Source organism: Prevotella sp. BV3P1, from assembly GCF_000479005.1.
Taxonomy (GTDB): Bacteria; Bacteroidota; Bacteroidia; order Bacteroidales; family Bacteroidaceae; genus Prevotella.
This window is the reverse complement of record NZ_AWXC01000053.1, coordinates 143,181-164,911: the sequence shown is the minus strand read 5'-3', so window position 1 is coordinate 164,911 and position 21,731 is coordinate 143,181. Positions and strand designations below refer to the sequence as shown.

Below are 21,731 nucleotides of genomic sequence, written 5' to 3'. Positions count from 1 at the left end.
ACATCGATATCTATGACTACGATAAACCCATTAAAGATTCAGAGGGCAACATTACTGGATACGAGTCGAAAGGTAAGAGGCACATTAAGGGGACAATGGAATATCCCGACAGCGTGATAGTCAAAGGAGAGGATCTCTTCCCCAAGAAGTTTGTTGAGGAAGGCTACGTCTATACTATCATCGTGAAGCAAATGAGCGATTATGTTGGAGAAACATTCACTTATGATTGTGTAGACTACAGTTTGCAGCGTGATTTCTCACAAGGAACTGGCGCACAGATTTTCTTCAAACCGTGCCTCGTAGCACCTGGCGACCTCGACTGGGATAACGATGGTATATTGAATTATGTGGAGTGTCCTGATCTGGCAGAACCCAATATAATAAGGAAGAGTGGTATCACACTGAAGCCTACTGATGGGAAATGGGTGCGCTATCGAGAAAATATCAATACCCAGCAGCTGTTTGCTGACATAGTAAACAATGAGAACTATTTGAATAAGACACCAAAGGTGGGGCGCGTACTTACCCTGCTACCATCAGTCATTGGAGCCAGCTCAAATACAAACGATCCGTTCACGATAGACCTTTCCGATAAGTTTGGCTACCCCGCAGGCACAGGAGCTGTGGTGGTAACGGTTCGCAACTATTCGATTGATAATGATCGTTTCATGACTGGCAATGCCAACGAAAAAACAATAATGCACTGGGAAGTGGGTGGAACCATGCAACCATACGTGCTGATGCAAAGTACACCAGCCTCCACGTTCCACAAAGACAATCAGTTCGGCATCAACATATTGACTAACGAAAACGCACTCTCGCAAACCGAATTATACACAAGTCTGACTGATGACAGATACACTGTATATGAAAAAGAAGGTACACACAAGGTGATCTTCAATAACGAGGATGCGAAACTTGTCAATCAGGTGGGACTATCCTATCTCAATACTGAGCCAGGCAAGAAATATTTTGAGTTCTCGCAGACACCGGATAAGTCTGGACAGGTGAACACGTTGGTAACGCTGATGCTGCCATGCGATACTGACATGGACGGTACACCAGACTTCTTGGATGCCGATAGTGACAACGATGGTTGTGTGGATGCCATTGAAGGCGGTGACAATGTAACTGAGGACATGGTTGACGACCAAGGGCGCATCAAGGGTGACGAAGATAAAGACGGTGTACCAGTAGCTGTGAATGCTGGTGGCAAAGCCGATAAAGACGGTAAGCAAGGACAAAGTGCAGGTTCAGCTTACGATGAAGAAGAGAATGCCTGCGGCAACAACTATTGGATTGGTGGCGTGGACAACGACTTCAACAAGAAAGAGAACTGGACCAACGATGTTCCTAAGGACGGTCAGAACATCATCTTTGCTAACAACCAGCCCGACATCAAGGGTGAGAAGAAGGTGGCAGAGCGTGACATGCACTTGCCTGCCGGTAAGTTTATCTCAGCAAACAAGTTGGTGAACAACGCACCGAACAAGAAGTTTGAGGAAGGTGCTACTGAAAAGACACCTGGTCACCCAGCTGTGGTTGTTCCCGCTGATGGTGGTTTGACCGTGAAGAGCGTAGATGGCTTCACCACAGACGGTGACAAGGACAAGCTCGTGATGAAGACATCCGATAACGGCAAGACCGTGGGTACATTCATCTTGAACAATGATAACCCATGCGCATCTACCGTGTTTGCTACTGTTGAGTTTAAGCCGTTGGGTGCTTATGTGCCTAAGCGCATGGCTACGGATGACAAGGACGCTACCTCTCCCGACTACAAAAAGCCCGTATTGAATGAGTTTGACTGGCAGTATATTGGCTTGCCAGTGGCAGAGGCTATCAAGAATCCTGCATTCGAAGGAATGAGAGTTCGTGCATACGATGAAACGAAGAACGATCCTAATCACTACTATCAGAAGTGGACAGCAGTGAAGAACGTCGACAAGATGACTGCCTTCAAAGGCTACGAGGTAGCTCCAGTATTGAAGGGTAGCAAGGGTGTTCACAAGATTCAAGGTAAACTGAACCTCTGCGAGCAAACTATTAAGCTGACACGTCAGGCAGCTGTCGTTGATGCTTCAAAGGCAGAAGGCGAAAATGCCAAGCGTTACGGACTGGGTTACAACATCGTTGGTAACTCGTTCATGGCTGGTGTGGACATTAAGAACATCACGCTGGAATCCGGCGAGGATCGTGTGGAAATGGACAAAACCGTTTACATCTACACCACCGGTAGCTGGGATGACTGGAAGAACCAGAATGGACAGTCTGTAAAAGAAAAGGGTGGCTATGAAGCCGTGCCAATTGACAAGGCAGGTGAGAATGGTGTTACCAGAACACTGTCACCTATGCAAGGCTTCATGGTGAAATACAACAACCCTGTGTACAGTACGAAGACAGGTACACTCACCATTCCTTACACAGGATTGCAGTCTAAGTCCGAGCCGTTGCGCGCCAAGTCATTTGTTATGGATGGTGACTTTAACCGCGGTAGTGTCATGGTAACAATGGATAATGGTAAGGTGGTTGATAAGTTCTGGACATACCAGGAAGAGGACGCAACACCAGCTTACGATTCTCAATTGGAGGGTGAGAAGCTGAACATGGGCGAACCTTCTGTATTTGCCACAACCACTGACGGTAAGAATGTACAGATATCCAGTTTGCCTTCGTTGATAGGAAGCACGTTTAGCGTTGAAACCGCTAAGGATGAAACCTATAACATGGAGCTGAACACATGGAGCCTGAACTATCAAAACTTGAAGTTGGTTGACTTGAAGACGAAAACCGTGATTCCGTTCAACAACGGTAAGGCACGTTACTTCTTCACAGCAACGGTTAACGGCATTGAGCATAACCGCTTTATGTTCGCCGACACACCAGAGACTGACTTTGAGAAGGTGATGGGTGCTGTGACAGGCATTGATAACGTTTCAATTACCCTGACCAAGGGTGAAGCAGAACTCTTCAACCTCTCTGGTGCGAAGATTGGTACCTTCAGCTTGCCTCTCGATGCGAAGAAGCTGAAAGGACAAGTTCCTTCAGGTGTGTACCTCATCAAGGCTACCGACGGCACGAATGTGCAGACCTCAAAGATTGTTATTGAGTAAGCTCAATTGAACAAACATATATTACTTTGCTCCCGCAGACTTCATGTGAAGTTCTGCGGGAGCAAGTTTTTGTTTAGTTCACGAGTTGACGAGTAGACAAGTTTACGAGTTGATAGCATAAGTTTTTGAGTTGATGAGTTGGTGAGCTTTTAAGTTGACAGTCAAAGCTCAATGTTCAAAGTTCAAAGCTCAATGTTGTTCATTTCACATTATTTCATATCTCTATATTGGTGAATTCCTTAATTATCGTTATCTTTGCAATGAATTCAGAGATATTATTCATTCAAAATAAATAATTAATTATGGTAATTGAAAAAGTTCACGCAAGAGAGATTATTGACTCTCGTGGTAATCCTACAGTAGAGGTTGAAGTAACATTGGAAAATGGTGTGATGGGTCGTGCCAGCGTACCATCTGGTGCATCTACGGGTGAAAACGAAGCCTTGGAGTTGCGCGATGGCGACAAAGTTCGCTATGGTGGCAAGGGTGTATTAAAAGCCGTAGAGAATGTAAACAACATCATTGCTCCAGCATTGAAAGGTTTTTGCGTGTTAGAACAACGCAAGATAGATTACAAGATGCTTGCCTTGGATGGTACTCCTACCAAGAGTAAGTTGGGTGCTAACGCTATCTTGGGTGTTAGCTTGGCAGTTGCACACACGGCAGCCAAAGCTCTTCACTTGCCACTATATCGCTATATCGGTGGTGTAAACACTTATACGTTGCCCGTTCCAATGATGAACATCATCAACGGTGGTGCACACTCTGATGCTCCTATCGCTTTCCAAGAGTTTATGATTCGTCCTGTGGGTGCTCCTTCTATCAAAGAAGGCATTCGTATGGGTGCAGAAGTATTCCACGCTTTGGCAAAGCTGTTGAAGAAGCGCGGCTTGTCTACTGCCGTAGGTGACGAGGGTGGTTTCGCTCCTAAGTTCGATGGTATTGAAGATGCCTTGGATTCTATCATTCAGGCTATCAAGGATGCAGGTTATGAGCCAGGCAAGGATGTGAAGATTGCTATGGACTGTGCTGCTTCTGAGTTCGCTGTTCAGGAGAACGGTGAGTGGTTCTATGACTATCGTCAGTTGAAGAGTGGCATGCCAAAGGATCCTAATGGTAAGAAGCTGACCGCAGAAGAGCAGATTGCATATTTGGAAGAACTGATTACAAAATATCCTATCGACTCTATCGAGGACGGTTTGGATGAGAACGACTGGGACAACTGGGTGAAGCTGACCGAGAAGATTGGTGACCGTTGTCAGTTGGTTGGTGACGACTTGTTTGTAACCAACACGAAGTTCTTGGAGAAGGGTATCAAGATGGGTGCTGCTAACTCTATCTTGATTAAGGTAAACCAGATTGGTTCGTTGACCGAAACATTGGAGGCTATTGAAATGGCTCACCGTGCTGGTTACACCACAGTTACTTCTCACCGTTCAGGAGAGACTGAGGACACAACGATTGCTGATATTGCCGTTGCAACTAACTCAGGTCAGATTAAGACAGGTTCTATGAGCCGTACCGACCGTATTGCGAAGTACAACCAGCTCATCCGCATCGAGGAAGAACTTTGCTGCTCGGCTAAATATGGCTACTGCAAATTGAAGTAAATCTCATAGATTACTTATTTATATAAAAAGGGTGCATCGTAAAATGAATTATGATGCACCCTTTTACGATGATGTCTGCATTATCTGCTTGATAACTTCTCTCATGAATTGTCCTCTGTAATATTCTCTCGCAGATATCTTTCTTTTGGTTAGTTTTGATCATTTGTTCCGTTCACTATATGCACACGAAGCATAAAAAAAACGAGAGATACTCGTTTTGAGTACCTCTCGTTCATGTTTATCTTATGTCTGTTGACTTACAGATTGTCTGGTTCAATCTGGAAGTAGCTCTGTGGATGGTCGCAAACAGGACATACAGCAGGAGCCTTCTTACCGATAACGATGTGTCCACAGTTGCGGCACTGCCATACGCAGCTTCCATCGCGTGAGAAGACAATCTCGTCTTCGATGTTCTTCAACATCTTGCGATAACGCTCTTCGTGGTGCTTCTCAACGGCACCAACAGCACGGAACTTCACTGCAATCTCTGGGAAGCCCTCTTCCTCTGCTACTTTCGCCATGTTCACATACATGTCTGTCCACTCATAGTTTTCGCCATCAGCAGCCTCTTTGATGTTGTCTGTTGTGGTAGGGATGTCACCACCGTGCAAGAACTTATACCAAACCTTTGCATGCTCTTTCTCGTTGCGTGCTGTTTCTTCAAAGATAGCAGCCAATTGCTCATAGCCTTCTTTCTTTGCCTTAGATGCAAAGTAGAGGTACTTGGTGTGAGCCTGGCTCTCGCCTGCAAATGCAGCCTTGAGATTCTCTTCAGTCTTTGTTCCCTTAATAGCTTCTGGATCGAAAGCCTTGAACTTCTCAGCTTTGGCATGGCATACTGGGCACTCTTTTGGTGCAGCTTCTCCTGCGTATGCGTATCCACATACGGTACAAATAAACTTCTTCTTCATAATGTTTTTAATAATAATGTTTGTATGAGCTTTTATACATACAAAGATACGATTTTATTTGTTGAAGTCAAATTAATTTGTATTTTTTTCATTCTTTTGTACATAGCGCGGGACGTGATGAATTACGCCCCTGCGACACGCAACTCCATGCTATCATGGTGAACAGCTGTCGTAAATGATGCGGAGGTTCACGGGTGTTATTGTTTACCGTTCACCGCTTTCATGCGAGAGAGCTTGCTGGGAGCGCCTTTTTTTTGTCTCACCTTAAACCGGTCGAAGCCTTCACCATAAACACCTATCACGGCACTTTGAGAAACAAAGGCAGCAGGATCGATCTCGTTGATCAAATCAAAAATCTTTCCCGACTCATTCTTTTTAGCCAGCACGAACAACATCTTCATCTCGCGACCCGAATAAAATCCAGATGCATTGATTACTGTACAGCCTCGATGGGGATTCTCGTTAATCTGGCGACCAATCTCCTCGTATCGGTCAGAAATAATAAAAAACTGCACCGAGCGACGCATGGAATTGACCACCTGATCGACACAAAACGAAGTGATGAATAGCACCACATAGCCATAAATCACCTTCTCCCAATCGTGCAGGGCCAGGTAGCTGGACGAAATAATCACCAAATCACAGATTAAAATGACCCTTCCCAGCGAAATGTCACGATACTTGTTGACGATGGCGGCCACGATATCCGTACCACCCGTACTGCCATTGGCCGACAAGCCCAGTCCGACACCCGTTCCACAGAAGGCCGCACCGATGACACTCGCCATGAAAGGCTGGTCGCTCAACAAGCTGACATCCCGCATATAGGTTTGTGCCAGCGACGTCAACGTGGTTAGAATGATGATGCCAAAAATGGTTTTGATGCAGAAACGAAGCCCCAACAAGCGCAACGCAAATGCAATCAACACAGCGTTGATGAAGAAGTAAGAGTACTGAACAGGGATGCCAAGTCCCCAATACAACACAGACGAAATGCCCGGAACACCGCCCGTGGTGATGTTGTTGGGCAACAAAAAGACCGTCCACCCAATGCAATAAAAAAGCATGGCGATGGTGATAAAAAAATAATCTTTCAGCTCTTTAGCACTGAAAGCGTTCTCTAAGCCTTTGATTTTCATGTCAATGTGTTCATCTAAAGTTTATTGTCGGCAGCTGTCATGCCCGATGGGGCACCCAATCATCCATGACCTGTCCCCGGAAAAACCACTGGTATGCAATTGTTTCTGCAAAGATAGATGAAGAAAATAGATTGGCAAAGCATTCGATGAATAAAAATAACGAAATTGATGAACACAACGAGGTGATTATCAAAAAACAAGAAATTTCTATAAATATTGTAAGATTATGCCAAAAGCCATCAAATAAAAGTTGCATATTCCAATTAAAATGCTTATATTTAGAATGTTATACTTAAACTTATTTTTTATGAAAAAGAAATTCTTTAATGCGAAATTTTATCGCAACTGTTCAGCAACGGAAATGATAGTGGAGAATGGCAAGATTGCTCAAATTGGCAATAATCTGCCTAAATGTGACGAGGAGATTAACTTGAAGGGTAAGTTTGTGCTTCCTCCTTACATAGACCCACACTTGCACTTAGACTATGTTTACACGCTGGCCGAGATGGAAGGTATTGGCGCTGCATCGGGTACACTTTACGAGGCTATTGAGAACTGGCCCAAATATAAGGCAACAATGACCATAGAGGGTGTGAAGAAGTTGGCACGCAAGGGTATTGAGGACGAAGTTTCACAGGGTGTACAGTTTATCCGTGCACAGACCGACGTAACCGATCCTAAATTTATCGGCTTCAAGGCACTCATGGAACTGAAAGAAGAAATGAAGGACATTGTGGACATCCAGGTAGTAGCTTTCCCGCAAAACGGTATGTACACCTACAAGGGTGGAAAAGAATTGGTGGAAGAAGCGCTGAAGATGGGTGCTGACGTGATCGGTGGTATTCCTCACTACGAGCCGGCAAGAGAGTTTGGTGAGAAGTCTATCCACGACATTGTTGAGCTGGCTATGAAATACAATGTGCTGATTGACGTTCACTGTGACGAGACCGATGACACCATGGCAAGATTCGTTGAGATATTGAACGCCTTGGTATACCTGGAGGATTATGGTACAAAGACCACCGCCAGCCACACTTGTTCGTTCGGTTCGGCAGACAACTCGTATGCTTACCGCATGTTCGACATGTTCAAGAGAAGCAAGATGAACTTCATCTCCTGCCCCACAGAGAACGCGTACCTGCAGGGTCGTCAGGACACTTATCCAAAGCGTCGCGGCTTGACACGTATCAAGGAATTCATGCACATGGGTATCAATGTTGCACTGGCTCAAGACTCTATCAACGACCCATGGTATCCATTGGGAAGCGGTAACATGATGAACATCCTGGATAATGCTATCCACCTGTCACATTATGCAAGCCCAGAGGAGGTAGAAAACGCTTTCGACATGATTACTTACAATGGTGCTAAGTGTTTGAACATCCATAACGCATACGGACTGGAAGAAGGCAAGGATGCCAACTTTATCGTTCTGGATGGCGACAGCTCATGGGATTGCATCCGCAGACGTGTTGGTGTATTGGCTTCTGTGAGAAAGGGTGAGTTCTTGTTTAAGAAGAAACCTACAGAATATGAAATTCCGTTCAAGATGTAAGGTCATTCAATTTAAAAAGCTGCACGTTGTAATGTGCAGCTTTTTTATGTGTGTATATGAACTTGTTCTCTACCCTATCCTTCGCAATGTATGCTTGGCGAATATAGAAATAATCATTCCGGGCACGGCTAACAGTACGGCATACCATATTAAGCTCGTCGGACTGCAGCTAATTAGCAGCACGCCTGCAATCCATGTCGTAATCATGATGGAGAGATTAAACATGCACGATTGTACCGACATGGCCACGTCTTTTCCACTTTCCACCTGATTTCCCACCGCAGCCTGGAACAATGTAACCAACAGACCGAACGACAATCCCCACAAGAAGAAGCCAAATTGCGAAATTCCCATAGTGCCCTTGAAGAAGTGGAACAAGAGCATGGCTATGGCTAAGAAGGCAAACATGGCAATAGTAAGCTCACGAAGATACAAATCAATGTACTTCGTTGCGATGATGATGGATATCAGCGAACCGATACCAAATACCATCAGAGCCATCTCAATGCCTCCTACTACGTTAATTTCGGCAACCAATTGGGTGATGTAGGTATATACTCCGTAATGTCCACAAACACCTAACAAGGTGAGAAGGATAATCAATAAAATGGATTTGTTTTTCAACATGGCAAAAGGCGATGTGCTCTTGGTGAGCTTTTCGCCAGGCGTAGACGGCAGCATGAATAGCGAAAGCAGCGCAATCAGCGCAACAAGAAGTCCTAATGCGATAAATTCAATACGCCAACCAAACTTATCTCCGATTGATGTCATCAGCGGCATACCCAGACTGATACCCAAAGTATTACCCGCCATGATTACTGCTACAGCCCTACCTTGATGACTGGGATGTACCAAACGCATGCCAAAAGCTGCAATCATAGGCCACATAACACCCGCACTGATACCGCCGAGGAATCGCAATACCAATACAACGTAGTAGTTGTGTACAACACCTGACAACACGCTACAAAGCGAAAATCCCACCAATAGCCACAGCAGCACTTTCTTTCGGTTGTACTGCATCGTCGCCGAGATGAGCGGAATACCGAATATGGCCGATGCAAGAGCATACAAACCCACCAGCCTGCCGCCTTGAACTTCGTTAACGCCAAGGTCTGACATGATTTGCGGTAACACGCCCGAAGGCACCAACTCTGATAAAATTCCCACAAATGTTACTGATGACATCAAAATCATCAATACCCAAGGGAATAAATCTGTAGTTTTTTTTCTTGAACCATATTCTAATTGTTTATAAATGATGTGTTTTCAAAGTTAGATATTTAAAATCTTTAAAATAAATATTTTTGACACATTTTCACAAGGTTTGGTAACAACTTTTATATCTATGGTGTGGAAGGCAGGACAACGTGTACTATAAAGAAGTGAGCGCAAGTCTGTACAACCCTACGCTCACTTCACATTATTTTCTATTAAAAACCTTCGTCTGCCGTTTGTTGCAACGGCACAGGCGTAGCTAATACCTGAACGAACTGCCGCCCAGGAACTCACGGATGAGGCTGGTTGGCGGCAAGGCGCGGTTGGGTATGGGGGTGATGTAACTCAAGAACTTACGCAAGCGATAAGCTTCCGAATACTCTACGCAGTTTTCCGGCACCTGTTCGAGCAAGGGAGCGGCCTGCTCCTGTATGACGGCCAGTTCGTAAAGCATGGCGGTATTGAACATCACGTCGGCGTTTTCCTGGTAGGGGAACACCCATTTCGTCTCCCCGGCCCGCACGCTCGGCCAGCGTCTGATGGTTTCCTGCGCGCTCACCCCGCGGTATTTATGGTCGCGGATGATGCGCCTCAGCAGCCGGTTGTCGGTGGTTGGAATGTAGTTATGGTCATCCAGCAGGATGCTGGTGAGTGCCGATATATACACATGAAACTTCTGTCTCTTGGGGATTTGCGCCGTCAGTTCGGGGTTCAGGGCATGAATGCCCTCCACCAGCAGCACCTGCCGGTCGGCCAGGCGCAGCCGCTTGCCACTCATGACGCTCCGGCCTGACAGGAAATCATACTTGGGCAGCTCAACCTCCTCACCCCTGAAGAGCGCGTTGAGCTGCAAGTTAATCAGGTTGATGTCCAAGGCGCGGATGTTTTCATAGTCCCAATCGCCCGCAGCGTCCCTCGGCGTTTTTTCGCGATCTACAAAGTAGTCGTCCAACGATATCTGTACGGGACGAATGCCGTTGGCCAGCAATTGGATGCTCAGTCGCTTGCAGAAAGTGGTCTTACCCGATGAGGACGGCCCGGCTATAAGCACCACTCTCACCTCCGGGTGCGTGGTTACTTGGTCGGCAATCTGCGATATTTTCTTCTCTTGCAGGGCTTCGCTCACATTAATCAGATTGGTAGCATGGCCTGCTTTCACAGCTTCATTGAAATCACCAACTGTGCTCACGCCCAGAATGTGCTGCCAACGATGCTGCTCAAGGAATACTTCGAACATCTTGTCTTGCTTGACGAGTGCGCCAAGTTGTGAGGGGTCGTGCTTAGAAGGAATGCGAAGCAGTAGGCCTTCGAAATACCTTTCCAGTCCAAACAGGTAAATGTCCGACGTATTGGTGAGCAACGCACCGTAGTAATAATCCACATAATCGTCGATGCGATGGTACACCGTGTAGAGCGAGCCAATGCTCTTGAGCAGCTTCACCTTGGCCTCATCACCCTTCTGCTCAAACATGCGGATGGCCTCTTCGGTACGCACCTCGAAACGTTCGATAGGAATTTTCTCGTCAATGATTTGCTGCATGCGTTCGCGAATGCGCGTTGCATCCTCATCGGTTACCTCGCGTCCGATGTGCAAGTTGATGTAATAGCCGTTAGAAACGGGAATGTCAATCACCACTCTCGACCCTGGATAGAGGTCGTGAACTGCCTTGCACAGAATGAAGAACAGCGTTCGGGTGTAGTTTCTTGATGCTGAAGCGTCGTGCATGTCCAAGAACTCTACATCTTTGTTGTGGTACAGTTGATAATTCATTCCCACAACCTTGTTATTCACTCTCGCACAGATGGGCCCGTATGGCATTTTCAAATTAAATTGCATGAATACATTAGAAAGTGTGCTTCCGATAGCTACATCTTGAGTTTTTTTATTATTTTTGCAACATATTTTCAATACTTGTTTCATCAGCCTCGTTCGTTTTGGTGATTAAAATGTTACGGAGCGTAAAGATAACGATTTTTACTGAAGCGCAAAAATTATATCGCATAACAATTCAATTATTATGACAACGAGTGATTATTTAGCGATTTTTTTCAAGATCATCGGCTCATTGGCTCTGCTGATTTATGGTATGAAAGTAATGAGCGAAGCTCTTCAAAAGATGGCAGGCTCACAGTTGCGCCACATTTTGAGTGCCATGACCACCAATCGGTTCACCGGCATGCTCACCGGTACGTTCATCACCTGTGCCGTACAGTCATCTTCGGCCACCACGGTGATGACCGTGTCGTTTGTCAACGCGGGACTGTTAACCCTCGCTCAGGCCATATCGGTAATTATGGGTGCGAACATTGGAACCACGCTCACGGCGTGGATTATGTCCTTAGGCTATTCGGTCGATCTGACCAGCTTTGTCTTTCCGGCATTCCTGGTGGGTATCATACTCATCTACAGCCGCAAGATGCGATACATAGGCGATTTTCTCTTTGGTATCTCTTTCATGTTCCTCAGTTTGGTTCTGCTCAACACGTCAGGCAAAGAGCTGCAACTGGAGAGCAATCCGCAGATCATTGACTTTTTCAAATCGTTTGACGTTGACAGCTATCTCACCATCCTCTCCTTCCTACTCATAGGCACCATCATCACTTGTCTCGTTCAGTCATCGGCTGCAGTGATGGCCATCACCATCCTGTTATGCTCTTCCGGCGTGCTTCCCATCTATCTGGGTATCGCGCTTGTCATGGGTGAGAACATCGGAACCACGGCCACAGCCAACCTTGCGGCCTTAGGAGCCAACACCCAAGCGCGACGAACCGCATTGGCTCATTTGGTGTTTAACCTCATCGGAGTGATTTGGGTATTGTGCGTGTTCTATCCGTTTGTCAATGCTGTGTGCGGCTTAGTGCACTACGACCCCATGGGACACAATCTGACACAGGAGCAACTGGCCGTAAAACTGCCTATCGTCTTGGCGGCCTTCCACTCGTCTTTCAACATCATGAATACAGCTGTCTTGATATGGTTCATCCCTCAAATAGAGCGGTTGGTATGCATGCTGATTAAGCCAAGGCACAGTGATGACGAGGAAGATTTCCGTCTGCAATTCATCCAAGCGGGCATCATGAAGACGCCAGAGCTTTCGGTTTTGGAGGCACACAAAGAGATACGGTCGTTCGCCGGACGCATGCAGCGCATGTTTGGGATGGTGAGAGACTTGCTTGTTGAAAAGGATGAAAATGCGTTTACCAGGATATTTGACCGGATAGAGAAATACGAAGGCATCAGCGACAGCATGGAAATTGAGATTGCCAACTATCTGGATCAGGTGGGAACAGCACACCTTAGCGACGATACCAAGATGAAGATACGATCGATGTTGCGAGAGATTACCGAGATAGAGAGTATCGGAGACAGTTGCTACAACATTGCCCGTGCCTTGAAACGCAAGCGCAGTGGCAAGGAAGAGTTCCCCGAAAAACTGTACGAACAGTTGCACCAGATGTTTGAACTCACCGACGATGCCCTCACACAGATGAACGTCATCCTCTCTGGACGAAAGGCTAATCTGGATACCAGTCTGTCTTTTAACATCGAGAACGAAATCAACAGCTATCGAAACCAACTCAAGACAACCAACATCACCGATATCAATGCGCATCTATATACCTATGCCATTGGTACCATCTACATGGATATCATTCAAGAATGTGAAAAACTGGGCGACTATGTGGTGAATGTTGTTGAGGCTCGTATGGGTGTTCGGCAGCACAATGGGTGATAAGCTTACGGAGATTTTGCATGTTTCACCCAATAAGGCTTTAGCTAACATGCAGGTCTCCCATTAACAGTTTGGCGCTCACAACACACAAACGGCACGCCCTGAGGGCCATACCGTTCACGACAAACGGTGAACTTGGCCATCAGGTTAGCTACGGGATTGTTGCATAGGGGTGGCATCAATCTTTGATTTCGCCCATCTGCTTCCATATTTCCAAGAAGCGTTGGTGGTTTACTTTCTTTTCGTAATTCACCTTTATGCCAGCGTCTTTGAGCCTATGATGCGCCTCTTCGCTTATCACATCAGCGTAGACTTCGGTTACACCACCATCTACCATGGCCTTGGCGGCGGTCTTTCCTACTGCCTTGATGGCTACTTTCGACTTAAAAAGCGATTCGGGTTCATCGTTTAGCAGATTGTAGAGCATTCGCACTCCCCTACCTTCAAACGTGCGAATGTTTCCTTCGTGCAGCAGCACCAATGAGCAGTGCTCTATATGCAGCTTATCAATTAGTTCGTTCATCATAAGCATTCCTCCCTGGATTGATTGGTTTTATTGATGTATAAGCTTACAGCTATGTGCAAAAATCATCATGGGTTGAAAGGGCAACGGCCCTCTTTATTGGTTGGTGTCCAAGACCTTCATGAGTTCTTTCATCCCCTCACTGGCACCTTTCTGTATGTGCTTGAGATGACGAATGCCACTGGTATGCACCGCTTCGGGGTCGATAAGATAGATGGGGCAATTGGGTTTGGTATATTGAACCAATCCCGCAGCGGGATAAACATTGAGCGACGTTCCGATGATGACAAAGATATCAGCTTCACGAGCGTATTCGGCTGCAACGGAAATCATGGGCACACTCTCGCCGAAGAATACAATGAATGGGCGCAAGAGCGACCCATCATCAGCCTTGGTTCCTGGTTCTACGGTACAATTCTCTTGGGGTAATTCGCGGATGTAGGCCTCATTGTAAGGCTCACGACTAGAACATACCTTGGCCAGTTCGCCATGTAGATGGATTACTCTCGACGATCCAGCCCGCTCATGCAGATTGTCAACATTCTGAGTGATAACGGTTACGTCGTATGCCTCTTCGAGTTGCTGTATCAATCGATGCCCTTCGTTGGGCTTCGCCATATAGAGTTTCTTTCGAAGCATGTTGTAAAAGTTGGTCACAAGCGTAGGATCGGCCTCCCAACCCTCATGCGTCGCCACCTGCTCTACTGGATAGTTTTCCCACAATCCGTCACTTCCTCTAAAGGTTTTGAATCCACTTTCTACCGACATACCGGCACCAGTCAGAAATACAATCTTTTTCATGATCTTACCATTTCTTAATCACATGCCTATCAATGGATAGACGTCGCTTTTACACTAATATTCTACAAAAATAGTATTTTTTTGAGAAATAACTCGAAGCTATGATAGTTTTTTGCTATCTTTGCCCTTGTTAAAAAGCAAAACTTATCAATATAGATTATTAAAGATGGACAAAGTAAGCTACGCTTTGGGGCTTGGCATTGGTCAACAATTGTCTGATATGGGCGCCCAGAGTTTGAATATCGATGATTTTTCACAAGCAATCAAAGACGTAATCGCTGGTGCAAAGCCAAAAATAGACAATCAAGAAGCACAGACATTGGTGCAGAATTTCTTCCAAGAACAAGAGAAGAAGCAACGCGCAGCTGCCGAAGAGAAAGGCAAAGTGGCCAAGGAGGCTGGCGAAACCTACCTGGCTGAGAATGCAAAGAAGGAAGGTGTGGTGACGCTTCCCAGCGGTTTGCAATACATAGTGCTGAAAGAAGGCAACGGCAAGAAGCCGAAAGCGACCGATCAGGTGACATGCCATTACGAAGGAATGCTGTATGATGGCACGCTATTTGACAGCAGTATTCAACGTGGCGAACCTGCAACATTCGCCTTGAACCAAGTCATCGCCGGTTGGACCGAAGGCCTTCAACTGATGCAAGAAGGTGCCAAGTATCGCTTTTTCATCCCTTATCACCTCGGATATGGTGAGCGTGGAGCAGGCAATACCATACCCCCATACTCGGCATTGGTATTCGATGTAGAGCTTATAAAAGTAATTTAATAACAACAAATAGCAATGAAAAAACTTACATTCGTAGCCGCAATGGCTATCGCTGCTGCAACATTTACTGGTTGCGGCAACTCAACACCCAAGGCAAACCTCAAGACTGACGTGGATACACTGAGCTATGCCATCGGATTAGCACAGACTCAAGGACTCAAAGAGTATCTCATTGGCCGCATGAACATTGACACAACCTACATGGATCAGTTCATCAAGGGATTGAACGAAGGCGCTAATGCCGGAGATGACAAAGGCCGTGCCGCTTACTATGCAGGTATCCAGATTGGTCAGCAGATCAGCAATCAGATGATTACCGGCATCAACCAAGAGGTATTTGGCAGCGATTCAACCAAGACCATCTCACTGAAGAACTTCATGGCAGGCTTCATCACCGGTACAACGGGCAAGAAAGGACTGATGACCATCGAAGAGGCTGGACAGGTAGCACAGACCAAGATGAGCAAAATCAGAGCCAAAGTCATGGAAAAGGAATATGGTCCCAACAAGGCAGCTGGTGAGAAATTCCTCGCTGAGAACAAGAAGAAAGAAGGCGTGAAGACATTGCCGAGCGGTGTACAATACAAGGTTATCAAGGTTGGCAAGGGTGCCATGCCTGCAGATACATCCATGGTGAAAGTTCATTATGAAGGCAAGACCCTCGATGGTAAGGTGTTTGACAGCTCTTATAAGAATGGACAGCCAGTTTCCTTGCGTGCCAATCAGGTCATCAAAGGATGGACAGACGCTCTCGTTCACATGCCTGTAGGCTCTGTATGGGAAGTGTATATTCCACAAGAGTTGGCCTACGGCGAGCGTGAACAAGGTCAGATTAAGCCTTTCTCCGCCTTGATTTTCAAGATTGAATTAATCAGCATCGAGAAGTAAACTGCTGACTACCATATATAATAAACATACGAAGACTTGCCTTGTATTTGATTGTTTTTGTGGCATTACACCGCAAGAATCAACCATACAAGGTGAGTTTTTCTTTTGAATAAGATGTTGATGATGAAAAAGATTTTATTACTTTCAGTGTTGTTCTTATCGGTTGCATCGGTCAGCATGGCCGCTTTAGGCAAAGAGAAGGACAAGAAACAGAACCCCCAGACAACCATTAAGCCACTGCTTACACCGCAAGATTCGTTGAGTTACGCGGCAGGATTGGCCGCAACCAATGGCTTGATGCCCTTCTTGCAGCAAGAATACGAGATGGATCCGGCGCAGATTGCCGAATTTGTCGCAGGCTTTCAGGAGGCATTAAAGCAGATTGATTCGCCTCAATTCAAGGCTCGTCATGCGGGTGCTGCCATCGCCAGGATGGTGAAAAACCGGATTTTGCCGCAGACCACCAATGACTTCAAGGGAACGCCCAACGCTATTGATGCCGAAATCTTCAACCAGGGTTTCCTCGCCGGCGTACAGAATGACACGACTGTTTATTCCGTTGAAAAGGCGAGTGAACTGTTTCAAGAGCGCAGAACCCAAGTGAAGAAAGAGAAAGAATCGACATACATCGCAGCCAACACTGCCTGGTTGAAGCAAAATGCCACACAGCCAGGCGTGAAAACAACTGCCAGCGGTCTGCAATACAAGGTGATTACCGAAGGAAAGGGCGAGATTCCACAGAAGGAAGACAAGGTAACTGTGAAATATGAGGGCAAGACCATCGACGGAAACGTGTTCGACAGTTCGTACAAGCGCAATCCACAAACCACCTCATTCCGTTGCAATCAGGTCATCAAGGGATGGACAGAGGCCCTCACCATGATGCCGGTAGGTAGCAAATGGGAAATCTACATCCCGCAAGAACTGGCCTACGGAGAGCGTCAGGCCGGACAGATACAACCCTACTCTACCCTGATTTTCACCGTTGAACTAATCAGTATCGAGAAGGCACCAGCTGCCTCGAAGAAGTAAACGCAAAGGGAAGGCACACTGTCATCGACCTTAAACCTTGGCCATTTGCCCATCGATACAGTGCCATCCTTACACACATCAATCATCACAGTATAGACCTGGCGGGACGAGAACACACCTTCTCTTCTGTCAGGTCTGTCTTATATTGGGGCAAACATGGCCACAATACCAACCTGCAAAATATCTATCAAATAGGTACAATTTATCACACTTTTATTCACATCTTGTTGCTTATATCATTAATATTAGCTAATTTTGCTATCAAAATAACAACATAACACAGAAATCTATGGCAAAAGACACAGACAAGATTGACAAGTTGGACAAGAAAATCTTAAGTATTTTATCAACTAACGCACGTATTCCCTTCAAGGATGTAGCCACACAATGCGGCGTTTCGCGTGCAGCCATTCATCAACGCGTACAACATCTGATGGAAAAAGGCATCATCACGGGCAGCGGATTCTATGTCAATCCTAAAAGCTTGGGCTATTCTACCTGCACATACGTAGGTCTAAACCTTGAACGCGGCAGCATGTACAAGAAGGTTGTTGCTGAACTTCAGGAGATTCCCGAAATCATTGAGTGTCATTTCACCACTGGTCCTTACACCATGTTGGTCAAACTTTACGCTCGCGACAACGAACAACTCATGGACTTGCTCAACAATCACATGCAAACCATTCCAGGCGTTGTCAGCACCGAAACCTTGATTTCGCTCGAGCAGAGCATCAAACGTGAAATACCTGCAAATGTAGACGAGGAATGAAACAGTTTGACCTCAACTCCCACCTCAACCAAATTCACTCCTCCTACCCTGCCGCCCATCACCGTCCGTTGATAGGCATTACCACCAATTATGTAGATGGCGACGCCACATTGCGCGATTGTTACTACACACAAGTGGTCGATGCCGGAGGCGTACCCGTGCTCATACCACCCGTCAGCGACCCAGAGGTAATCATCAACACCCTGGAAAACATTGACGGACTGCTGCTCACCGGCGGTGGCGACCACAACCCTTTGTGGGCTGGAGAGGAACCCCAAAAAGAGCTGCATGGCATCAATGCCACACGCGACTTGCCCGAACTGCTCATCACACGTCTGGCTTTTAACCGGCAAATGCCCATATTTGGCATTTGCAGGGGCATGCAGACACTTGCCTTCGCCTTAGGCGGAAGGGTTGCACAAGACATCAACGCTACTCTCAAGCATTCGCAAGAAGCCGACAAAAGTGAACCCACACACAGCGTCATCCTCTCATCCGAAAGCATGATTCGCGACATTTACGACACCGAACAAATATTCGTCAACTCGTTCCACCATCAAGCTGTCAGCGATACCGGGCCGCACTTCCAGGCAACAGCCAGCTCGCCAGATGGCATCATCGAGGCCATGGAGAGCACGGAACACAAGTCCATCCTTGGCGTGCAGTGGCATCCAGAGTGGTTAGGTGATGAGGGACAAAAGCTATTCCAATGGCTTGTCAACCGTGCCAGCGAGTTTTCAATGGCCAAATCGCTACACCATCGCCAGCTTATCCTTGACACCCATTGCGACACACCGATGTTCTTCCCACAAGGAATTCATTTCGAACAGCGCGACAGTCGCATCCTCGTCGACCTGCACAAAATGACCGAAGGGCGGCAAGACGCCGTCATCATGGTGGCCTACCTACCCCAAAACAAGCCCGACGAAGCGTTTACAGACATCGCACCCTTCCCCGTCGAAGGACCAAAGGCCTACGCCGACCTCATCTTCGACAAGATAGAAGACATCGTGCAGGCCAACCATTCCTACCTTGCCTTGGCGCGCAATCCCGAACAACTGTATCAGAACAAGCGACAAGGCAAAAAGAGTATCGTACTTGGCATTGAGAACGGATTGGCCATTGAGGACGACATTCGTAACGTGCAGCATTTTGCCAACCGCGGCGTTACCTACATCACGCTGTGCCACAACGGTGACAATGCCATCTGCGACAGTGCTCGCAGAAGCCAAAACACCCATCACGGCGTGTCCGATTTTGGCGAGAAGGTCATCAAAGAGATGAACGATTGCGGCGTGATGGTTGACCTCTCACACGGGGGCGAACAAAGTTTTTACGACGCATTGGACATCAGTAGGGTTCCCATTGTATGCAGCCACAGTAACTGCAAGGCACTCTGCGACGTGCCGCGCAACCTCACCGATGACCAACTTCGCGCCTTAGCCAAGGCGGGAGGCGTGGCTCACACCACGTTCTACCATGGCTTTTTACGGGCTGACGGTGCAACAGCCAGCATCATCGACGGCATCAACCACCTCGAACACGCCATCCAAATCATGGGTATCGACCATGTTGGCATCGGAACCGACTTTGATGGCGATGGCGGTGTGCCAGGCATGGCCAATTCGTCCGAGCTCATCAACTTCACCATCCAGTTACTCCGCCGCCGATACAGCGAAGAAGACATCGCCAAGATATGGGGTGGCAACTGGCTCAGGGTGATGCGTCAGGCACAAGACGCCAGGGTGAAATAACAAACTACACATACACATTCTTATCGACAAGCAAACAAACCAATGAAGAAAAAACAAATCATCATGGTGACAATATTGGGTATCGTTCTCGCCGCAGCCGTGGCTTTGGGCTGGCAAGCCACAAAAGGAGCCTCGACAGAGACGGGCAACGAGGGTGAAACGGCCTTGGCACAGCAACCTGTTGGACCGGCATTCAACGCCGACTCGGCTTACGCTTACGTTCAAGCACAATGCGACTTTGGCCCGCGAACCATGAACAGTGAGGCGCACGAGCAATGTGCCAATTGGATTATCCGTAAATTCCAGCAGTTTGGATGCGATGTCACCACACAAAAAACGGATGTGAAAGGCTATGACGGCACCACGCTACATGCCACCAACATCATGGCCAAATACAAGCCAGAGGCCACCAAACGCATCTTGCTCTGCGCCCATTGGGACAGTCGTCCGTGGGCTGACAACGACCCAGACAGTGCCAATTGGCGCAAACCTGTGATGGCTGCCAACGATGGTGCCAGTGGAATTGCCGTGATGTTGGAGCTGGCTCGGCTGCTTCAAAACGACACCACCCTGACCTATGGCATCGACTTCGTATGCTTTGATGCCGAAGATTGGGGCACGCCACAATGGGAACATCAGTCAGGCAGCGAAGACTCTTGGGCCTTGGGCGCACAATATTGGGCGAAAAACGCATCACACCACAATCGCCCCGAATACGGCATATTGTTGGACATGGTAGGCGGACAAGGGGCTAAATTCTACCAAGAGTTGGCCTCCAAGCAATATGCACCCAACATTGTGGAGAAGGTTTGGGCGGCAGCCGAAGCGGCTGGCTATGGCAGTTACTTCCCCAGACAGGATGGAGGCTACATCACAGACGACCACATTCCCGTGAACGAGCACGCCAAGATACCAACCATCGACGTCATTCCCTTCTACCCCGACTGCCCACAAAGCAGCTTCGGCCCCACCTGGCACACCATTCACGACACGATGGAGCATATCGACAAGAACACGCTCAAGGCCGTTGGACAGACCATGGTGCAGGTGCTGTTTAGCGAAGATTGACGGTTGACAAACTCAATGACATACTTGCGCTTGATTAAAAGCATTGACTTTGCCTACCAAAAGCATTGAGTTTGATAAGGAAAAGCATTGACTTTGGGGATCAAACTCAATGACTTTGAAAACGAAGTAGTAAGGTGTTGGAATTCCGTTGTTTACACACAAAGATCAGAGTTGTCCGGCTTCTACCTGTAACACCACGCGTTCAGTGAGCCGGTCAACACCCTCGGCATCATATTTTTTCATCAAACTGGCACCGAAGGCCCAGGCGAAAGCTTGCCAAAATCCGGCTCGTATAGGTCCCATGAAGGCCTGTATGAGCTGATATGAGGACGAATCGCACTCGCGATAAACCAGTTTGATGAGCAACTTTCCTTGCTGGTAATTCAGCTTTTTCATACGAGGCGTGTACTCATCGCGTATGCCTTTCTCCACTAATTTCATGTGTTCGTCACGCGCTCGCTTGTTTGGCAGCGTCTGTAAGTAGTCGCCAGTCTCAATGATAATGCGGTTCACCTCTTTGGCAATGGGCAACACCAGTTTCACGTTGCGCACCAATCGGTTATAAACCGCACGCTGTTTGGCATCCTTGAATACTGGCTCGGGGTAAACGTAAACGTTGTTAAACTCCATGTAAGGGATGGAATCCCTGCCATGAAGTACCTTTCCCACTTTCACCATCGGTTCGAAAGTGGGACTGTCCATGTCAACCTGTCGCTCTTCCGGCGGGGTTGGTTGGGTGCGATTGTCGTTCTGCGCATGCGCTTGCAAACCCGCAAACAGCATGAAAGGCAAAACCATATAGACAAATCTTCTCATCATCTACCGGACAAAAGTAGCGATAATT

At 47.1% G+C, this 21,731-nt stretch carries 17 protein-coding genes; 10 read left to right on the top strand and 7 right to left on the bottom strand.

All coding sequences use genetic code 11. From position 1 onward, the window contains the following. Positions 1-698: 698 nt before the first annotated feature. Positions 699-3,113, top strand: coding sequence for a T9SS type A sorting domain-containing protein (locus HMPREF1254_RS12535; protein ID WP_408939365.1), 2,415 nt, complete (start codon positions 699-701; stop codon positions 3,111-3,113). A 302-nt stretch (positions 3,114-3,415) separates the two neighbouring features. Then, positions 3,416-4,723 carry a phosphopyruvate hydratase gene (eno, locus tag HMPREF1254_RS10450; protein ID WP_023058555.1) on the top strand — a complete coding sequence of 436 codons (1,308 nt, stop codon included), beginning with the start codon at positions 3,416-3,418 and terminating at the stop codon, positions 4,721-4,723. Positions 4,724-4,980: 257 nt separating this feature from the next. Here the strand turns inward: eno and rbr are convergent, their stop codons facing one another. Continuing rightward, entirely contained in the window at positions 4,981-5,634 is a 654-nt protein-coding gene (gene rbr / locus HMPREF1254_RS10445) for a rubrerythrin (RefSeq protein ID WP_023058523.1), read from the bottom strand. A 197-nt stretch (positions 5,635-5,831) separates the two neighbouring features. After that, a complete protein-coding gene (locus HMPREF1254_RS10440) occupies positions 5,832-6,773 on the bottom strand; it encodes a YitT family protein (protein WP_023058589.1) in 942 nt (313 codons plus the stop codon). Between the two features lie 307 nt (positions 6,774-7,080). On the opposite strand from HMPREF1254_RS10440, the gene HMPREF1254_RS10435 reads away from it, so the two are divergent. Continuing rightward, positions 7,081-8,328: an amidohydrolase family protein gene (locus HMPREF1254_RS10435; RefSeq protein ID WP_036878587.1), complete on the top strand. Its 1,248-nt coding sequence runs from the start codon at positions 7,081-7,083 to the stop codon at positions 8,326-8,328. Positions 8,329-8,397: 69 nt separating this feature from the next. Here HMPREF1254_RS10435 and HMPREF1254_RS10430 read toward each other — a convergent pair whose 3' ends face one another. Both HMPREF1254_RS10430 and HMPREF1254_RS10425 read right to left on the bottom strand, forming a co-directional pair. Further along, on the bottom strand, positions 8,398-9,516 hold the full coding sequence (locus HMPREF1254_RS10430; protein WP_231385850.1) for an MFS transporter: 1,119 nt from the start codon (positions 9,514-9,516) through the stop codon (positions 8,398-8,400). Positions 9,517-9,805: 289 nt separating this feature from the next. After that, complete coding sequence (locus tag HMPREF1254_RS10425) at positions 9,806-11,467, bottom strand: nucleoside kinase (RefSeq protein ID WP_023058609.1); 1,662 nt, start codon at positions 11,465-11,467, stop codon at positions 9,806-9,808. Between the two features lie 97 nt (positions 11,468-11,564). On the opposite strand from HMPREF1254_RS10425, the gene HMPREF1254_RS10420 reads away from it, so the two are divergent. After that, positions 11,565-13,280 (top strand): Na/Pi cotransporter family protein, encoded by a 1,716-nt coding sequence (locus HMPREF1254_RS10420; protein ID WP_023058573.1) that lies wholly within the window; start codon positions 11,565-11,567, stop codon positions 13,278-13,280. Positions 13,281-13,458: 178 nt separating this feature from the next. On the opposite strand, the gene HMPREF1254_RS10415 is transcribed toward HMPREF1254_RS10420, so the two are convergent. Then, a complete protein-coding gene (locus HMPREF1254_RS10415) occupies positions 13,459-13,812 on the bottom strand; it encodes a DUF1893 domain-containing protein (protein ID WP_023058635.1) in 354 nt (117 codons plus the stop codon). Positions 13,813-13,899: 87 nt separating this feature from the next. Then, positions 13,900-14,604, bottom strand: a complete 705-nt coding sequence (locus HMPREF1254_RS10410) for an SIR2 family NAD-dependent protein deacylase (RefSeq protein ID WP_023058632.1) — start codon at positions 14,602-14,604, stop codon at positions 13,900-13,902. Positions 14,605-14,770: 166 nt separating this feature from the next. Here HMPREF1254_RS10410 and HMPREF1254_RS10405 point away from each other — a divergent pair, with 166 nt between their 5' ends. The 6 genes from HMPREF1254_RS10405 to HMPREF1254_RS10380 all read left to right on the top strand — a co-directional run bounded on the left by HMPREF1254_RS10405 (position 14,771) and on the right by HMPREF1254_RS10380 (position 20,887). Further along, entirely contained in the window at positions 14,771-15,376 is a 606-nt protein-coding gene (locus HMPREF1254_RS10405; protein WP_023058613.1) for an FKBP-type peptidyl-prolyl cis-trans isomerase, read from the top strand. Between the two features lie 15 nt (positions 15,377-15,391). After that, on the top strand, positions 15,392-16,264 hold the full coding sequence (locus HMPREF1254_RS10400) for an FKBP-type peptidyl-prolyl cis-trans isomerase (RefSeq protein WP_023058508.1): 873 nt from the start codon (positions 15,392-15,394) through the stop codon (positions 16,262-16,264). A 123-nt stretch (positions 16,265-16,387) separates the two neighbouring features. Next, positions 16,388-17,296 (top strand): FKBP-type peptidyl-prolyl cis-trans isomerase, encoded by a 909-nt coding sequence (locus HMPREF1254_RS10395; RefSeq protein ID WP_036878633.1) that lies wholly within the window; start codon positions 16,388-16,390, stop codon positions 17,294-17,296. Positions 17,297-17,585: 289 nt separating this feature from the next. After that, positions 17,586-18,065, top strand: a complete 480-nt coding sequence (locus tag HMPREF1254_RS10390; protein WP_023058524.1) for an Lrp/AsnC family transcriptional regulator — start codon at positions 17,586-17,588, stop codon at positions 18,063-18,065. Beyond that, complete coding sequence (locus HMPREF1254_RS10385; protein WP_023058590.1) at positions 18,062-19,819, top strand: membrane dipeptidase; 1,758 nt, start codon at positions 18,062-18,064, stop codon at positions 19,817-19,819. The genes HMPREF1254_RS10390 and HMPREF1254_RS10385 overlap by 4 nt, the downstream gene beginning before the upstream one ends. Positions 19,820-19,861: 42 nt before the next feature. Then, positions 19,862-20,887: a M28 family peptidase gene (locus HMPREF1254_RS10380; RefSeq protein ID WP_023058529.1), complete on the top strand. Its 1,026-nt coding sequence runs from the start codon at positions 19,862-19,864 to the stop codon at positions 20,885-20,887. A 165-nt stretch (positions 20,888-21,052) separates the two neighbouring features. Here HMPREF1254_RS10380 and HMPREF1254_RS10375 read toward each other — a convergent pair whose 3' ends face one another. Continuing rightward, positions 21,053-21,706: a DUF4294 domain-containing protein gene (locus tag HMPREF1254_RS10375; RefSeq protein ID WP_408939364.1), complete on the bottom strand. Its 654-nt coding sequence runs from the start codon at positions 21,704-21,706 to the stop codon at positions 21,053-21,055. Positions 21,707-21,731 lie beyond the last annotated feature (25 nt).

Excerpts from the sequence above, each read along its gene's own strand:
- HMPREF1254_RS10440 (WP_023058589.1), bottom strand. The coding sequence starts at position 6,773 with ATGAAAATCAAAGGCTTAGAGAACGCTTTCAGTGCTAAAGAGCTGAAA.
- rbr (WP_023058523.1), bottom strand. The coding sequence starts at position 5,634 with ATGAAGAAGAAGTTTATTTGTACCGTATGTGGATACGCATACGCAGGA.
- HMPREF1254_RS10410 (WP_023058632.1), bottom strand. The coding sequence starts at position 14,604 with ATGAAAAAGATTGTATTTCTGACTGGTGCCGGTATGTCGGTAGAAAGT.
- HMPREF1254_RS10375 (WP_408939364.1), bottom strand. The coding sequence starts at position 21,706 with ATGATGAGAAGATTTGTCTATATGGTTTTGCCTTTCATGCTGTTTGCG.
- HMPREF1254_RS10430 (WP_231385850.1), bottom strand. The coding sequence starts at position 9,516 with ATGTCATCAGTAACATTTGTGGGAATTTTATCAGAGTTGGTGCCTTCG.
- HMPREF1254_RS10390 (WP_023058524.1), top strand. The coding sequence starts at position 17,586 with ATGGCAAAAGACACAGACAAGATTGACAAGTTGGACAAGAAAATCTTA.
- HMPREF1254_RS10385 (WP_023058590.1), top strand. The coding sequence starts at position 18,062 with ATGAAACAGTTTGACCTCAACTCCCACCTCAACCAAATTCACTCCTCC.
- HMPREF1254_RS10435 (WP_036878587.1), top strand. The coding sequence starts at position 7,081 with ATGAAAAAGAAATTCTTTAATGCGAAATTTTATCGCAACTGTTCAGCA.
- HMPREF1254_RS10380 (WP_023058529.1), top strand. The coding sequence starts at position 19,862 with ATGAAGAAAAAACAAATCATCATGGTGACAATATTGGGTATCGTTCTC.
- HMPREF1254_RS10425 (WP_023058609.1), bottom strand. The coding sequence starts at position 11,467 with ATGAAACAAGTATTGAAAATATGTTGCAAAAATAATAAAAAAACTCAA.
- HMPREF1254_RS10420 (WP_023058573.1), top strand. The coding sequence starts at position 11,565 with ATGACAACGAGTGATTATTTAGCGATTTTTTTCAAGATCATCGGCTCA.
- HMPREF1254_RS10395 (WP_036878633.1), top strand. The coding sequence starts at position 16,388 with ATGAAAAAGATTTTATTACTTTCAGTGTTGTTCTTATCGGTTGCATCG.
- eno (WP_023058555.1), top strand. The coding sequence starts at position 3,416 with ATGGTAATTGAAAAAGTTCACGCAAGAGAGATTATTGACTCTCGTGGT.
- HMPREF1254_RS10400 (WP_023058508.1), top strand. The coding sequence starts at position 15,392 with ATGAAAAAACTTACATTCGTAGCCGCAATGGCTATCGCTGCTGCAACA.
- HMPREF1254_RS10415 (WP_023058635.1), bottom strand. The coding sequence starts at position 13,812 with ATGCTTATGATGAACGAACTAATTGATAAGCTGCATATAGAGCACTGC.
- HMPREF1254_RS10405 (WP_023058613.1), top strand. The coding sequence starts at position 14,771 with ATGGACAAAGTAAGCTACGCTTTGGGGCTTGGCATTGGTCAACAATTG.
- HMPREF1254_RS12535 (WP_408939365.1), top strand. The coding sequence starts at position 699 with ATGCACTGGGAAGTGGGTGGAACCATGCAACCATACGTGCTGATGCAA.